The sequence below is a fragment of the Pseudarthrobacter sp. MDT1-56 genome (assembly GCF_059383555.1).
In genome coordinates, this window is the sequence record NZ_JBWZCK010000003.1 from 322,112 (window position 1) to 336,997 (window position 14,886).

A 14,886-nucleotide genomic window follows, 5' to 3' on the forward strand; every position below is an offset into this window, starting at 1 on the left:
GCCGCGGCTGCTGCCTGCCAATATTCCAGTTTCTAACACTACGCGCTCGGCTGCTGGCTGGGCTCTTTGCCTAGAGCGAACGTGGCGGGGTTTCAGCAGACAGCCCGCTGGCTGCGGGGTAGCGTGAACCTCAGAAGCAGCCACACCGACGATCGGCGGGATCATGACCTCCAACCCACTTAATCCGTCCAATGGCGACGAGGAACCCAAGGATCCGCTGGCAGAAATGCTGAAGAACCTGATGGGTGGCCAGGGTATGGGGAACATCGACCCCGCGGAACTGGCCAAGGCCGCGGGCCTCCCGGACGACCCGAACCTCCTCGCCCAGATGTTTTCCCAGGTCCAGGCCATGATGAGCGCCTCCTCGGAAGGCCCCGTGAACTGGCAGCTGGCGCACGAAAACGCGCGGCGCGTGGCCGCCAGTGGCTCCGACCCGTCCGTCACGGCGCAGCAGTCCCGCGAAGTCGATGAAGCCCTCCGGCTCGCCGAACTGTGGCTGGATCAAGTCACCGGCCTGCCGGCCACGGGCCTGATCGGCCGCGCCTGGTCACGGGCCGAGTGGGTCGAGGAGACGCTCGGCACCTGGAAGCGCCTGACCGAACCGGTCGCCAACAGCATCGCGAATGCGCTGTCCACCGCCATGACCGAGCAGATGCCGGAGGAAATGAAGTCCATGATGGGCGGCGCGTCCTCAATGCTGCAGAACATGGGCGGGGCGATCTTCGGCATGCAACTGGGCCAGGCCATCGGTGCCCTGTCGGCCGAGGTGGTCAGCTCCACGGACATCGGCGTCCCGCTCGCCGACCTCGAAATGGCGCTGTTGCCCTCCAATGTGGCGAAGTTCGGCGAGGGCCTCAGCCTGCCGGAGAACGACATCCGGCTGTTCCTGGCCGTCCGCGAAGCAGCCCACGCCCGGCTGTTCGTGCAGGTCCCCTGGTTGCGGGGGCATCTCCTGGGCGCCATCGAGGCGTACGCCCGCGGCATCCACATCGACACCTCGAAGATCGAGGAACTCGCCCGCGAACTCGATCCGGGCAACCCGGAGGGCATCCAGGATGCCCTGTCCCAGGGCGTCTTTATGCCGCAGCGCACTCCCGCGCAGGATCAGGCGCTGGAGAAGCTTGAGACGGCCCTCGCCCTCGTGGAGGGCTGGGTCGATGAGCTGAGCTGGGCGGCCACGGAGAAGCTGCTGCCCTCGGCCGCGGCGTTGCGTGAGACGGTGCGGCGCCGCCGCGCCACCGGCGGACCGGCCGAGCACGCGTTCTCCTCCCTCGTGGGTCTGGAACTGCGGCCGCGCCGGCTCCGTGAAGCCGCCGCCCTCTGGGCCGCGCTGAAGGACGAACGCGGAGTCGACGGCCGCGATGCGATCTGGCAGCACCCCGACCTGTTGCCCACCGCCGAAGACCTGGAAGACCCGAAAGGCTTCAGCGACCGCCGGAAGCTGGCCGAGGCCAGCGACTCCGAGGTTGACGACGCCCTGCAGAAGCTGCTCAGCGGCGGATTCGACGAGCAGGAGGACGCCCCGGCGGCTGGCGACGGCACCGGTGAAGCCGTCGAAGACAAGGGCGAAGACAAGGGCGAAGACACCGGCGGGACCGGAGCTGACGGCGCCCCGGGCAACGGGGAGAATCCCAAGTCCTAGCTGACTGCTCACCGGCCCCGGTTGGAACCTCGGTTCCGGCCGGGGCTTCTCTGTGCCGCGGGCGCCCGCCCGCGGCGCGCCGCGGGCGGCTGCGCCGGCCGGAAGGGTCGGTCGGAAAGCCCCCCCGCAGGTGGGAAGGTCAGACGGCCAGCGGGTCCGCATCGACGCCGTCCACGTCATCGTCCTCGACGCCCGGGGTGAGGCCCCGGGACGTGGCGAAGGAGACTCCCTCAAGGAAGGCTTTGGCCCGGGCGGTGTCCGGGTAGGCCTCGAGCAGCCGCCAGAACGCGGCGTTGTGGCCGGCCACCAGCAGGTGCGCCAGCTCGTGCAGCAGCACGTAGTCGATGACCCACTGCGGCATGGGCTGCAGCTTGTCCGAGAGCCGGATGGTCCCCTCCGACGGCGTCGCGGAACCCCAGCGGGAGTTCTGGTTGCCCACCCAGCGGACCGAGGTGGGGACTGCCCGGCCACCGAGGTACTTCGCGGAGAGCTCGGCGGCGTGCACCGCGAGGGCGGCGTCGCTGCGCGGACGGCGCCTGCCGGCGCCGCGGGTCCCCCGCTCCCCCTGAAGCCGCAGTTTCTCGAGCATCCGGTGCACCCACTCGCGTTCCTGGGCGCGGCTGAAGGAGGCAGGAATAGCGACGACGGCGGTGCCGTTCTCCCAGAACGCCGCCACGGTCCGGCGGCGCCGGGCGGAGCGCCGTACTTCCACCGGAGCGCCGTCGGCAGTGGTCAGCGGTGTGTTTGTGGCAGCTGCCGGGCGTCCTGCCATCAGAGGGTGGTGCTTTCGACCAGCACTGCCAGCACCGCTTCGCCGTATTTCTCCAGTTTGGACGGGCCCACCCCGGGAAGTCTGGCGAGCTGTTCGAGGGATTCGGGCCGGGCTTCGGCGATGGCGGTCAGGGTGGCGTCGGTGAAGACCACGAAGGCGGGAACGTCGGCTTCCAGCGCGATGTCCTTGCGCCACTGCCGGAGCGCGTCGAAGGTCTGCTCCTCGTAGCTGGGCGGGCACTGGTTGCAGCGGCCCACCTTGCGTTCGGCGCCGGATGTGAGCATGGTGCCGCAGACCCGGCAGATGGCCGGCACAGCGGCTTTGCGACGCGGGGCTGCGCCCTTGCCGCGGACCGAGGAGCTGGCCACGGAGTCGGGGCGCAGCCCGTCCAGGAAGCGCGAGGGCTTCCGGTTGGCGCGCCCGCCCGGGGTCCGTGCGGTGGACCAGGACAGGAACAGGTGTTCCCTGGCCCTGGTGATCCCCACGTAGAGCAGGCGGCGTTCCTCATCCACGGACTCGGGGCTGTCGGCGAAGGAGATCGGCATCAGCCCCTCGCTGAGGCCGACGAGGAACACGGCGTCCCACTCGAGGCCCTTGGCGGCGTGCAGCGAGGCCAGGGTGACGCCCTGGACGGTCGGGGCGTGCTGGGCCAGGGAGCGTTCCTGGAGTTCGTTGACGAAGTCCGCGAGGCTGAACTGCGCGCCGCGGCTGATCACCAGTTCGTCGGCCAGTGCGACGAGCGCTGCGAGGGATTCCCAACGTTCCCGGAGCGCGCCGCCGCTGTGCGGGGCGGCGTCCGTGTAGCCCAGCGAGGCGACGATGTCACGGACCAGCTGGCCCAGCGGCTCGGGGCTGGCGGTTTCGGCGACGGCCCGGGTGGCGGCGCGCAGCTGCAGGATGGCGTCCCGGACTTCCTTGCGGGCGAAGAACCGTTCCCCGCCGCGCAGCTGGTAGCCGATCCCCGCCGAGGCCAGGGCCTGCTCGTAGGCCTCGGACTGGCCGTTGGTGCGGAACAGCACCGCGACCTGGCTGGCCGGAGTACCGGCGTCGAGGAGCTCACGGACCTTGACCGCCACGGTGGCGGCCTCGGCCTCGTCGTCGGAGCATTCGGTGAACTGCGGCACCGGACCGGCCGGGCGCTGCGCCAGGAGCTGCAGCGGCGTCGCCCAGGCGGCGTCGGCGACGGGTCCGCCGCTGCGCCGGCCGGCCAGCAGTTCGTTGGCCAGCCTCACCACCTGCGGGGTGGAGCGGTAGTCGCGAATCAGCTTGACGACTGTGGCCTCGGGGTACTGGGCCTTGAAGCCGAGCAGGTGCTTCGGCGAGGCTCCCGTGAAGGAGTAGATGGTCTGGCTGGCGTCTCCGACGACGCAGAGCTCATCGCGTCCGCCGAGCCACAGTTCCAGCAGCCGCTGCTGCAGCGGCGAAACGTCCTGGTATTCGTCGACGACGAAGTGGCGGTACTGCTCGCGGACGGTCGCGGCGACTTTCGGGTCCTCCTGCAGGATGCCCACGGTGATCAGCAGGACGTCCTCGAAGTCGATCACGTTCCGGTCCGTCTTGACGTCCTCGTAGGACTGGAAAACGCGGGCGACGGCGGTGAGGTCAAAGCCACCCGGGGCGCCGCGGCCCTGGGCTTTTTCCAGATAGTTGGCCGGGGTCAACATGGACACTTTGGCCCACTCGATTTCGGAGGCCAGATCGCGGATCGAGGCCCGGTCGGTGCTGAGGCGCAGCCGCCGGGCCGCCTCGGCAATCATCTGGGCCTTGTGGTCCAGCAGGTTGGGCAGGACGCCGCCGACGGCCTGGGGCCAGAAGAACTGGAGCTGACGCAGGGCTGCGGCGTGGAAGGTGCGGGCCTGGACGTTGCCGACGCCGAGGTCGCGGAGCCGGCTGCGCATTTCAGCCGCCGCCCGCGACGTGAAGGTGACGGCCAGGAGGCGTTGCGGGTTGTACACACCGGAGTGCACCCCGTAGGCGATCCGGTGCGTGATGGCGCGGGTCTTGCCGGTGCCGGCGCCGGCGAGGACACACATGGGGCCCTGCAGGGTGCTGGCAACTTCACGCTGTTCCGCGTCGAGGCCACCGAGGATGCGCTCCTCTAGGGAGCGGTTGTCCGGCGCCGCGGCGTCGGCGTCCGGCACACCCTCATTGGACGGGCCGGTCGGGAATGCGCTGGAGTGGAAAATATCTGTGTTCACGTCTGCTGCTCAGTCATTCGAGGGTGTGCGGTGGATGCGCTGCGGTGGTCGGTCCGCGGCGCGGGGTTGCCGCTGCGTGTTGTCACGAGCGCCTTACGGGTTGTCTGCGCGGTCCCGGATGACCCCGCCATACCAGTGTTCGATCAGGGCCCGGGCGATGGACAGCCTGCTGGAGATGACAATCTCACCGCTAAGTACTGCCTCCTGCAGTTCGCTCCGGCTGAACCAGCGCGCGCGCGTAACCTCGACGCCGTCGGGCCTGGCTTCGGTGTCGGCGGTCGTGGCGGTGAAACCGAGCATCAGGGAGGCCGGGAACGGCCATGGCTGGGACCCGAGGTACTGGCAGGCGGTGACCCGCACGCCGACTTCCTCGCCGATCTCCCGGACCACTGCTTGTTCCAGCGACTCCCCCGGTTCGACGAACCCGGCGAGGGTGGAATAGTTCCGCGCATCAAGGAGGCCGCCGCCGCCGAGCAGCAAACGGCCGTCCGGGCCCACCACCGTGACGATGATGGCCGGATCGGTTCGCGGGTAGTGCTCGGAGCCGTCCGCGGGGCACCTGCGGACCCAGCCTCCGGCTTCGGGCGCGGTGGCGGTGCCGCAGCGGGGGCAGTGCGTGTGCGTGGCGTGCCAGTTGGCGATGGCGCTGGCCTCGATGAAGATCGCGGTGTCCGTGGGGTTCAGCGTGGCCGCGACATCACGGAAACCCGCCCACTGCGCGCCCTCGGGGATGCCGGCAATGTGGGCTTCGAATTCCTCGGCCTGGACCTCGAACTGCTGGGGCAGGATGAAGAGGACCAGTTCGGTTCCCGCTTCAAGGTCCGAGCCGGGCAGGGCGGAGCCCAGGTAGATCAGCTGGTCCGGGGCGTAGGCCGTGTCCTGCAGGTGCCGGGCGAGTTCGACGGCGTCCAGCAGGACCAGGCTGCTGCCGTTGATGAGGGCCTGCCGGCCGGACAGCACCATGGCCCGTGCAGCGCCGGAGTCCATCAGTTCCTCGAGCATCCCGGGTTTGAGCCGCGCGGCGGATCCCCGGTCTATGAGCGCCGGCCGCACCGGGAGGACAGTGTCCAGGAGATGGTTGGCGGCCAGGCCGTTGTGCGGGGAGATTGACGTGCCCGCCTGGGCTTGGCTATTGGGCGCCGGTGACTCCGCAAGACTCATGTACCCACCGTACTGACTCCCGCTGACAAATGACATTTCTCCCGGGCGTATGTGGGCATCCGCACGTGCCCCGCGGACGGCGGCAGGGCACGGCGCAGAAACGGAGCCCCGTGGGCAATTTATTCCCGATCTTTCAGACTCGCCGTGGTGCATCGCCGTCTTGGGCGCCGCTCAATCTACCGTGGAAGCGTGAGAAGAAAACCAATCGAACTGGCAGCTGTGGCAACCGCGGCAGTCCCCGGACTGACCCCGACCGCCGTCAGCTCAGCGCCCGACGATCCGGCGGACTTCGACTCGGCCCTCCTCCTGGACTCCGAAGGCAAGCGCTGGCGCGTCCGCTCGCCGCGCCACGCCGAGGCCAGCGCACGGCTGGAAACAGAATTCCTGGTGCTGCGCGCTTTCCTCCCGGGCATCCGCGCAGAGCTGCCCTTCCTGATGCCCACCGTGGCCGGTACCGTGCGGCAGGGCGCGCTCAGCACCTTCGTATACTCGCATCTGGCAGGCTCGACCCGTTCGGTGGAGGAGCTTGGCGCCGCATCGCCGGCTGTTGCCCGCGAAATCGGCGCTGCCCTCGCGGCCATCCATGACTTGCCGCACTCGCTGGTCAGCAATGCCGATTTGCCCAGCTATACGCCGAACGAGTTCCGCCAGCGCCGCCTCAACGAACTGGACCAGGCCGCCACCACCGGCAAGATTCCACCCTTGTTGCTTCGCCGCTGGGAACACGCCCTCGAGGACGTCTCCCTCTGGCGCTTCAACCCCTGTGTGGTCCACGGGGACCTTCATGAGGACAACCTGCTGGTCGACGGCGACCGCGTGACGGCTGTGACGGGTTGGACCGATCTCCGGATCGGAGACCCGGCCGACGACATGGCCTGGCTGGTCGCGTCCAACGACCAGGACTTCGTGGATGCCGTCCTGGCGCACTACACCTCGTCCCGGCGCGACGTTCCGGACGCCCATCTGCTGCGGCGTGCGGCGCTCTCAGCCGAATTCGCCCTGGCGCAGTACCTGGTTAAGGGCATCGCGACCGGGAACCAGGACATGATCGACGAGGCCGAGTCCATGCTCACCGCACTCGCCGAGGACGCCGCTGAGCACGGCGGGCAGCCGATCAGCGTTGAACCGCTCCCCCAGCCCACCCCTGCTCCCGGCCCCGCATCAGGCCACGCGCAGCAGACATCAGCTGCGGGCCACGCGCCGGTGCCTGCCGTCAGCAAGGTGACACTGCTGGCCCCGGACTCGGTCTCCGGCCTTGCCGCCGTTCCCTCCAGCACCGCGATGCCTGCCGTCCACGTGACGCCCATCCCGCTCGCATCGGCCGGAGATGACCGTGCGCCTCGGGCTGACAGCGCGGCCGGGGATGGCAGCGCGGCTGACAGCAACAGATCCGGCGAAGGCTCTGAACCGGCGCCCACACAGGTTTCCGGTGTCTCCGTGACCGCGATACCCGACGACGCGCCGGCCAGCCAGGAATCCTCCGAGGAGGACACCTCAACCCAGTCGATCGCCGTCATCCCGGCCGCTGCCCAGGAAGGGGCGCAGGCCCGGACCGACACGGTGGTCCCGGCCGAAGCGGGAGCCCCGGCGAACCCGGCAGACGACACCTCGACGACCGCTCTCACGGTGGTCGAGGCAAAGTCCCGCTAGCCGGTCCCCAGGGCCGTGGCCACGATTTGTTCCAGCCGCTCCGCTGAGCCCAGATCGTGCGGGCGGACCACCTGGTTGTCCGCCACGTAGTAGAACGCCGCCCGGACCTGGTCGAGCGGGACGTCCTTGAGCCGGGCCCAGGCCAGCCGGTACACGGCCAACTGGACCGCTTTGGTCTTCAGCTGCGCGGCGGACGGACGGCGGCCGGTCTTCCAGTCCACCAGGTCCCAGCAGCCGTCGGCGTCGCGGAAGACGGCGTCGATCCGGCCGCGGACCACGACGTCACCAATCCGGGTCTCCACCGGCACCTCAACGTGGGCCGGGGCGCGGTTCGCCCATTCCGACTGCCGGAAAGTCTCCACCATGTTGTCCAGACCGTACGCCTCGTCGATGTGGTCGTCGGAGCCGGCAGCCTCGCCGAGGTCCAGCATGCCGGCGGCGCCGAAGTACTCCTCCACCCAGGCGTGGAAGGCGGTGCCTTTGCGGGCCGACATCCCCGGTTCCCGCGGGACCGGGCGGCGGAGCCGGGCGACGACCGAGCCGGCGTCGGCCTCCAGATCCACCAGGGTGGACGCGGAGATGTGGCCCGGCAGGTGCACGTCATGGACCGCGGACCGGCGGGAACGGCGTTCCAGCAGGGTTGCGGCCTCGTAAGCCCAGCCGCCGGCGGGGCTGCGCAACGGCCGGCGTTTATCCGATCCGGGCCCGGCGGTGGCATCCTGCAGCACGTCGGAGTCCAGGGACGCCAACACCCGTGCCGCCGCGGACTGCATGGCCGCCCGCCGGCCGGGAACCAGCCGCAACCGGGACCCGGTACGCGGATCGAGGGGCCCCTCAAGAGGGTCATACGGCCAGCCGGCGACCTCCAGTTCCGAGGTCAGCGGGCTCTCCTCCGGCAGTGATTCCTCACTGACGGACTGCGGGTGGATCGTGGCGGCGCCGTCCGCCACGAGCACCTCGAGTTCGGCCAGGAAGGGCGACATGTCCGCCATCCCGGCGCGCGAGCCCACCCAGGCTGCGCTGGAAACCCAGAGCACGTGTTTCGCGCGGGTGTAGGCCACGTAGGCCAGCCGCCGCTCTTCCGCCTCGCCGTGAACCTGCACGGCGGACTTGAACTCCTTCTCGGCGTCGAGCCAGCCTTTTTGGTCGGGGTGTTCAAGGTCCCATTGCGGCAGGTCCGCGCGGTCCCCGCGCAGCGGCCAGGGCAGGGCGGCGCTGCCGCTGCTCCAGCGTGAGTCCCGGCTGCTGGGGAAGGCCCCGGCGTTGAGCCCGGGCACGAAGACCACATCCCACTCCAGGCCCTTGGAGGCGTGCACGGTCAGCAGTTGTACCGCTTCGTGGTTCACTTCCGGTGCGGCGGCGTCCAGGCCGTTCTCCTCGGCGGCCGCGGCCTCCAGCCAGGCCAGGAAGGCGAGCACGTCGACCCGGTGCGAGGTGTGCAGGAACCCGGCGGCGGCGTCCTGGAAGGCATCCAGGTTGCGGCGGGCCTGATGAATGCTGATCCCGGGCCGTGCCGAGACCTCGATGTCCAGCAGCATGGCCCGCTCCACCTCGCCGAGCAGGGTGGTGAGATCATCGCCCATGTAGCCGCGCAGTTGCCGGAGTTCCGTCGAGAGCCGGTGGAGCCGCTCCAGCGCCTCGGCGCTGAGCTGGCGGCCGTGCGCAGAGGCCCAGCCTTCGCGCGGCAGCCAGTCGAGGGCTTCGACCAGGCTGGCGGCGTCGGTGAGGTCGCCCTCGATCACCGCCGCCTCCGCGCCGACGTCGGTGTCGTCGTCCGGAGTCCCGGGTCGTCCGCGGCGCCGGGCGAGGAAGCTGGACCAGTCCCGCAGGGCCATCAGGTCCGCGGGTCCGATCCGCCAGCGTGCCCCGGCGAGCAGCCGCATCAGCGAATCGGAGCGGCCCGGATCGGCCAGCACCCGGAGGGTCGCGACCAGGTCGACGATCTCGGGGGTATCCAGCAGACCGCCGAGGCCGACGATCTCATACGGGATCCCGCGCACCTCGAATTCCCGGCGGACGCATTCCATCTGCGCGCGCCGGCGGCACAGCACCGCCATGGCGGGGGGCTCAGGCTCCGCCGCCGACCCGCCAAAGTCGGTCACCCGGAACTTCAGCACGTCGCCCGCGATGGCCGCGGCCTCGTCCTCATCGGTGCCAAAACGGCCCATCACCACACGGCCCTGGACCGCAGCCGGGCTGGGCTGCAGCGGCGGAACCTCGACACCCCCGGCAGTGTCCCGCTCCCCGGCCGGGCCGGTCAGCGCTGCGGCTTTGCTGAGCGGTGCCGAAATGACGTTGGCGGCGGAGAGGATGGTCCGGCCGTTGCGCCAAGCCGTGGTGAGGTACGACGTCGGGGCAACGGCAAAGCGCGCCGTGCCAGCAGGACCGGCAGGGCCGGCAGCGGCGGCGACAGGGTTGTCAGCGCCCGCGGCGCCGTCATCGGCCCCAAGCCGCACCGGAAATTCGCGGACAAAGTGGAAGAGCTGGCCTGCGGAGGCGCCGCGGAAGCCGTAGATGGACTGGTTGGGGTCCCCCACCGCGGTGACTGCGTGGCCGTCGCCGAACAGCCGCGAAAAGAGCACGAGCTGGGCGTGTGAGGTGTCCTGGAACTCGTCCAGCAGCACCACCTTGTAGCGCTGGCGTTCGGTTTCCGCCGCGACCGGGATCTCGTTGGCGACGCGGGCGGCGAGGGCCACGAGGTCACCGAAGTCGAGGGCGCCGCGGGCCCGCTTGGCGTCCGCGTAGCGTCCCACCATCTCCGCGACGCTGGCCCGCGTGCGCAGCAGCCCGCTGAGCTCGCCCACGGCCTGGCTGGGGTTCTTTTTGGCGGTGGCGAGGTAGGGCAGCGCCTCGAACTCGGACACCCGGTCCAGCAGCCAGCCCCGGACCCCGGCCGGGTCCTGGAGATGCTCAGCGCACTCGCCGGCGAGCTGGATGACTGCCTTGACCAGGGTGGATTTGGCGGAACGGAAGTGCTCGTACTCGCCGTCGAAGGCTTCCACGACCTCGCTGGCGAGCTGGAAGGACTGGGCGCCGCCGAGCAGCACGACGTCACGCTCAACACCGAGCCGGAGCCCGTAGTCGGACACGATCCCGCTGGCGTAGGAGTGGTACGTGGAAACCTTGGGTTCGAGCGCGTCGGTGCTGAGCAGCCCGGGAGGGAACACCCGGTTCTGCGTGTCCTCCGCGGCAATGCGCTGCAGCGCGGCCAGCTTCGCGCGGATCCGGGTGGCCAGCTCCCCGGCCGCCTTACGGGTGAAGGTCACGCCGAGCACTTCCTCCGGCCGGACCCAACCGTTGGCGACGAGCCACACCACGCGATCGGCCATGGTGGCGGTCTTGCCCGAACCAGCGCCGGCAATAACGAGCCGGGGTGAGAGCGGCGAGGAAATAATGCGCGACTGCTCGGCCGTGGGGCTGTTTTTTTCGCCCAGCAGGGCCGAGAGCTCCTCGGGGGTGAACCGCGGGGCGGGAAGGGCCGCGGGAAGGGCTGCGGGCACAGCTCCGTCCCCGTCCGCGACGACGGCAGTTGCCTCGGTGGTCATTCGGTAACCTGCTTTCCCCGCAGGCACAGCGGGCAGACTTCGGGAAGTCGGCAGCCGTGGCCGCCGTGGCCGCCCTTGGACGGATCGTGGCGGGCCTCGAAGGTGTTCCCGGACATGACCCGGGCGGCATCGCCGACCATGCCCAGGGCCCAGTTCTCCGTCGGGTCAAGGGGAGCCTGGGCCTGGATGCCCGGGCTTTTAGTGGTGGTGCCGAGCTGGGCCAGGACGGCCCCGCCGGGTAAGGGGGGCGGGCCGTCGTCGGGACCGGCAAAGCCTCCGGCCAGCACTGCGGCCTGGTAGGCGCCCAGCTGCGGATGCCGCTCGAGGTCGGCCTTGCCCGGCTGCCGTTTGCCGGTCTTGAGGTCCACAACGACGAGCCGGCCCTCGGCGTCGATCTCCAGCCGGTCTACCTGGCCGCGCAGCACGGCCGGGCGGGCCGGCCAGGACTCGCCGTCCGGGCCGGCGTCAGCACCGGTGCTTCCGGCCGGGGCTACAACGTCCGGGAGTTTGACTTCGAAGTCCAGCTCGACGCCGACCAGGGACCGGCCTTCGCTGCGCATCACCAGCACGTACTGGGCGAGCTTCCGGACCATGGTTTCGGCGCGCTGGAAGTCCAGCTTGCCCTCCCAGTTGTCCTTCATCCCCAGCGCCGGCCAGCGGCGGACGAGTTCGGTCACGTATTCGGTGCCGGAGGCATCCGGGAGATCCTGCGCGATGGCGTGGACAAGGGTGCCCAGGCTGCGGGCGAAGTCGGTGGCGGCCTCCCCGCCGACGGCCTGGACAAACCAGTCCAGCGGCGATTTCTGCACGGTTTCCACCTTCGACGGCGAGACGTACACGGTGCCGCCGGGCGGAACGACAGGCTCGTCCGTGGACAGCGGCGCAAGGCCCCACCAGCTCGCGGGGTGCGCTCCGGGCACGGGCGGCTCGGCGGCGGCCAGGGCGCCGAGGACGGCGCTGGCTTCCTGGGCTTCAGGGGTCCCGGAGTCGAGCTGGGCGTACTGGCGCAGCTCGGCGACCAGTGCGCGCAGGGTGAGCGGACGCTCCACCGGGGTGAAGCCGCGCCGGTCCCGGTCCGGGCCCAGCGGCGCGACGTAGTCCAGGAACGAGGACGGCTGCTCGTCCTCCGAGGACACAGCGGTGCAGATCAGCACCTGCTGTGCCCGCGACACCGCGGTGGAGAAGCTGCGCAGCTCGTCATAGCGGATTTCGCGCAGCCGGCTGAGGGGATCCAGCTGCAGGGCGTATTCCACGCCGTGCTCGACGGCGTCCGCGAACAGCGTGCTGCCGAGCAGTTCGCCGCGGAGCCTGGTGTTGGGCCACACGCCTTCCTGCAGGCCGGGGACGATGACCACGGGCCATTCCCGGCCGGCGGCGCTGGCCGGGGTCATCAGTTCCACCGCGTCCTCCAGCTGGGCCCGTGCGGCGAGGGTGTCCATCGGGAGTTCCTGGCTGAGCAGGTACTCGAGGAACTGCTCGGGTCCGGACCCGGGGAGCTGGTCCACAAAGCGCTCGGCGGTGTGGAAGAGGGCCATCATGGCATCGAGGTCCCGGTCCGCCCGGGCCCCGGCCGATCCGCCGGCCAGCGCCGCCTCGGTCCAGCGGGCGGCGAGGCCGGTGGAATTCCAGAGCGCCCACAACACCGTTTCGGCGTTGCCCCCGGGAGCCTGGGCAGCGTCCCGGCCGGCCTGGATCATCCGGGCGATCCGGCGCGCTGACTGCCCTTCAATGCCCAGGGTCGCCAGCGCACCCGGTTCCAGCAGCGCCTCGACGAGGAGTACGTCGCTGGTGCGGCCGCCGCCGCCCAGGATTTCCTCCCGGCGCAGGGACTGGCGCAGGCGCCGCAGCTCGATCGCGGTGGACCCGCCGATCCGGGAGGTCAGCAGCGCCACGGCCGCCTCGGGGGTCAGCACCGCCGGGTCCAGGACCACGGCGTAGGCGTCCAGCAACGGCCGGACGGCGACCTCGTCACGGACGGCGGATTCGGCCACCGGGATCCGGACCGGGATGCCCTGGCCTGCGAGGTAGCGCTGCAGCTGGCTGAGCTGGCCGCCGTTCCGGACGATCACGGCGATGTCACCGAGTTCGCGGCCGTCATTGAGCTGGGCCTCAAGGATCCGTTGCGCCACGTAGCGCAGTTCGTGCACCGGCGAGGGCAGCAGGTGCGCTTCGACAGTGCCGCCGGTGGTGCCCGGGTTCCTAGGCTGTTCGAGCCGGCGGGCGGACTGCCCGCCGGCTCGGCTGGAGATCCGTCCGGCGACGGACAGCCAGGCGTCCGCCACCGCCGGGGTGTGGCGGTGGGCGGTCCAGAGCGGCCGTTCGAGGACGGTGCCGCCGGTTGGGGCGAGCAGCCGGGGAAGCTCGGCCACCAGGTCCGGGCGGGCGCCGCGGAACCCCTGGACCACGGTGTCCGGCGATGAGGTAATGAGGGCCTCCTTGCCCGCGGCGATGTCCGCGAGCAGTTCGAACACGGCAGGGTTGGCTTCCTGCATGTCGTCCACCAGCACCAGCTGGAGCCTGTCGCGTTCGGCGGCGAGGAAGTCCGGTTCGTCCTGGAAGATCTGCCGGGCTGCGGTGATGATGCCGGCCGGGTCGAAGGACTCGGGCATACGCAGGTCCAGGACGTCGCGGTACTCCGCATACAGCGCGGCCGCCGCCACCCAGTCCGGCCGGTGGCAGCGCCGGGCGAGGACCACAAGATCCTCGGCGGTCCGCCCGGATTCGATGATCCGGTCAAAAAGCTGGCGGACTTCCTGCCGGAACCCCCGGGTCTGCAGGGCAGCGCCCAGGTCCTCCGGCCAGGGCAGCTCGAGTCCGGGCTGCGCGTGGCCTTCGAGGAGCTCCTTGATGATCAGGTCCTGTTCCGGGCCGGAGAGGAGTTTCGGCGGCCGCGGCAACGGCAGGATCCCTTCGGCCTTGGCACGCCGGATCAGGTCGAAGGCGTACGACGCCCAGGTGCGGGCCGGCGTCGTGCTCAAACTGCGGTCCAGGCGCGCGGTGAAGCGGTCGCGGAGCGAGTCCGCGGCGAGGCGTCCCGGGGCGAGGATGAGCATCCGTTCGGGATCGATGCCGTCCCGCTGCGCCCGCCGGACGGCGGCCTCGACGAGCACGGTCGATTTGCCCGTCCCTGGCGCTCCGGGGACCAGGACCGGGCCGGAGCCGCGCGGGACGTCGACGGCGGCGAGCTGGTCCGCCGTCAGCACGGGCACCGCGTTGTGCAGCGTGCGCGGAGGCAGCAGGCGAAGTGCGGAGCCGGAAGCCGCCCTGGCGGGGCGCTGCCCGCCCTTGGCGGGCCTCCCGGTGGCAGGCTGGGGGGATGCGGTCTGTGGTGAGGTGGGCTGTGTCGATGTGGGCTGGCGGGACTCGGGGTTGTTGCTCGGGATGCTCACACAGTCATTTCATCATCCGGGGCCGACAGTTTGCGCAAGGACCGCTCCAGCCGCTCGGCCACGGCGTCAATCCGGTCAAACTCACCGTTGCTCGGTGCCCAGCGGGCGGCCATCAGGTCCACGCGCCAGCGTCCCTCGCCGGTTCGGAGGTACTCGGCATAATTTCCCAGCAGCGGGGTCCCTTCCAGGATGTACAGGGTGAGGGCCTCACGTTCGTGCCCCGGGGGCGCGTCACCGCTGGCCTTCAGGACCCGCCACCAGGGCACGGAGCTGCCGTGGTGGCTCATGACGGAGCCGATCTGCCGGGCGCCGCCGGAGCCGAGGAGCTCAGCGACGTCACCGTACGCCACCGCGGCGCCGGCGGGTATCAACGCCACCACGTCCAGCACCGCCTCCACATACTCCATCCGCATGACACAAGCCTAGCGGCCGGGGCGCTGGAGGGGGGCGGCCGGAACGGAACGCCCGTCGGCCTCGCGGGCGTTCTTAGACAGGACGCAAGTGACGCGGACCTGGCCGCGGGGTGGTG

Annotated in this window: 8 protein-coding genes; 2 read left to right on the forward strand and 6 right to left on the reverse strand. The window is 70.5% G+C overall.

What is annotated here, in order from left to right; translation table 11 throughout:
- The first annotated feature begins 163 nt into the window (after window positions 1-163).
- Window positions 164-1,642, forward strand: a complete 1,479-nt coding sequence (locus AC50YC_RS06440) for a zinc-dependent metalloprotease (RefSeq protein WP_494952724.1) — start codon at window positions 164-166, stop codon at window positions 1,640-1,642.
- 139 nt (window positions 1,643-1,781) lie between these two features.
- On the opposite strand, the gene AC50YC_RS06445 is transcribed toward AC50YC_RS06440, so the two are convergent.
- From AC50YC_RS06445 to nudC, 3 genes are all read right to left on the reverse strand, one after another.
- Window positions 1,782-2,414, reverse strand: a complete 633-nt coding sequence (locus tag AC50YC_RS06445) for a M48 metallopeptidase family protein (protein WP_494952725.1) — start codon at window positions 2,412-2,414, stop codon at window positions 1,782-1,784.
- Entirely contained in the window at window positions 2,414-4,555 is a 2,142-nt protein-coding gene (locus tag AC50YC_RS06450; RefSeq protein ID WP_494952770.1) for an ATP-dependent DNA helicase UvrD2, read from the reverse strand. Before AC50YC_RS06450 ends, AC50YC_RS06445 begins: the two co-directional genes overlap by 1 nt.
- A gap of 150 nt (window positions 4,556-4,705) precedes the next feature.
- Window positions 4,706-5,773, reverse strand: coding sequence for an NAD(+) diphosphatase (nudC, locus tag AC50YC_RS06455; RefSeq protein WP_494952726.1), 1,068 nt, complete (start codon window positions 5,771-5,773; stop codon window positions 4,706-4,708).
- A gap of 189 nt (window positions 5,774-5,962) precedes the next feature.
- Here nudC and AC50YC_RS06460 point away from each other — a divergent pair, with 189 nt between their 5' ends.
- Window positions 5,963-7,423, forward strand: coding sequence for a macrolide 2'-phosphotransferase (locus AC50YC_RS06460; protein WP_494952727.1), 1,461 nt, complete (start codon window positions 5,963-5,965; stop codon window positions 7,421-7,423).
- Here AC50YC_RS06460 and AC50YC_RS06465 read toward each other — a convergent pair.
- From AC50YC_RS06465 to AC50YC_RS06475, 3 genes are read right to left on the reverse strand one after another with little or no spacing between them, the layout of a single operon-like run.
- Window positions 7,420-10,968 (reverse strand): ATP-dependent helicase, encoded by a 3,549-nt coding sequence (locus tag AC50YC_RS06465; RefSeq protein WP_494952728.1) that lies wholly within the window; start codon window positions 10,966-10,968, stop codon window positions 7,420-7,422. The two genes, AC50YC_RS06460 and AC50YC_RS06465, sit on opposite strands and share 4 nt — an antisense overlap.
- Window positions 10,965-14,357, reverse strand: coding sequence for an ATP-dependent helicase (locus AC50YC_RS06470; protein WP_494952729.1), 3,393 nt, complete (start codon window positions 14,355-14,357; stop codon window positions 10,965-10,967). The genes AC50YC_RS06465 and AC50YC_RS06470 overlap by 4 nt, the downstream gene beginning before the upstream one ends.
- Entirely contained in the window at window positions 14,354-14,770 is a 417-nt protein-coding gene (locus tag AC50YC_RS06475) for an MGMT family protein (protein WP_494952730.1), read from the reverse strand. Before AC50YC_RS06475 ends, AC50YC_RS06470 begins: the two co-directional genes overlap by 4 nt.
- Window positions 14,771-14,886: the final 116 nt, after the last annotated feature.

Coding starts and splice junctions, on each gene's coding strand:
- AC50YC_RS06440 (WP_494952724.1), top strand. CDS start 164: ATGACCTCCAACCCACTTAATCCGTCCAATGGCGACGAGGAACCCAAG.
- AC50YC_RS06445 (WP_494952725.1), bottom strand. CDS start 2,414: ATGGCAGGACGCCCGGCAGCTGCCACAAACACACCGCTGACCACTGCC.
- nudC (WP_494952726.1), bottom strand. CDS start 5,773: ATGAGTCTTGCGGAGTCACCGGCGCCCAATAGCCAAGCCCAGGCGGGC.
- AC50YC_RS06465 (WP_494952728.1), bottom strand. CDS start 10,968: ATGACCACCGAGGCAACTGCCGTCGTCGCGGACGGGGACGGAGCTGTG.
- AC50YC_RS06475 (WP_494952730.1), bottom strand. CDS start 14,770: ATGCGGATGGAGTATGTGGAGGCGGTGCTGGACGTGGTGGCGTTGATA.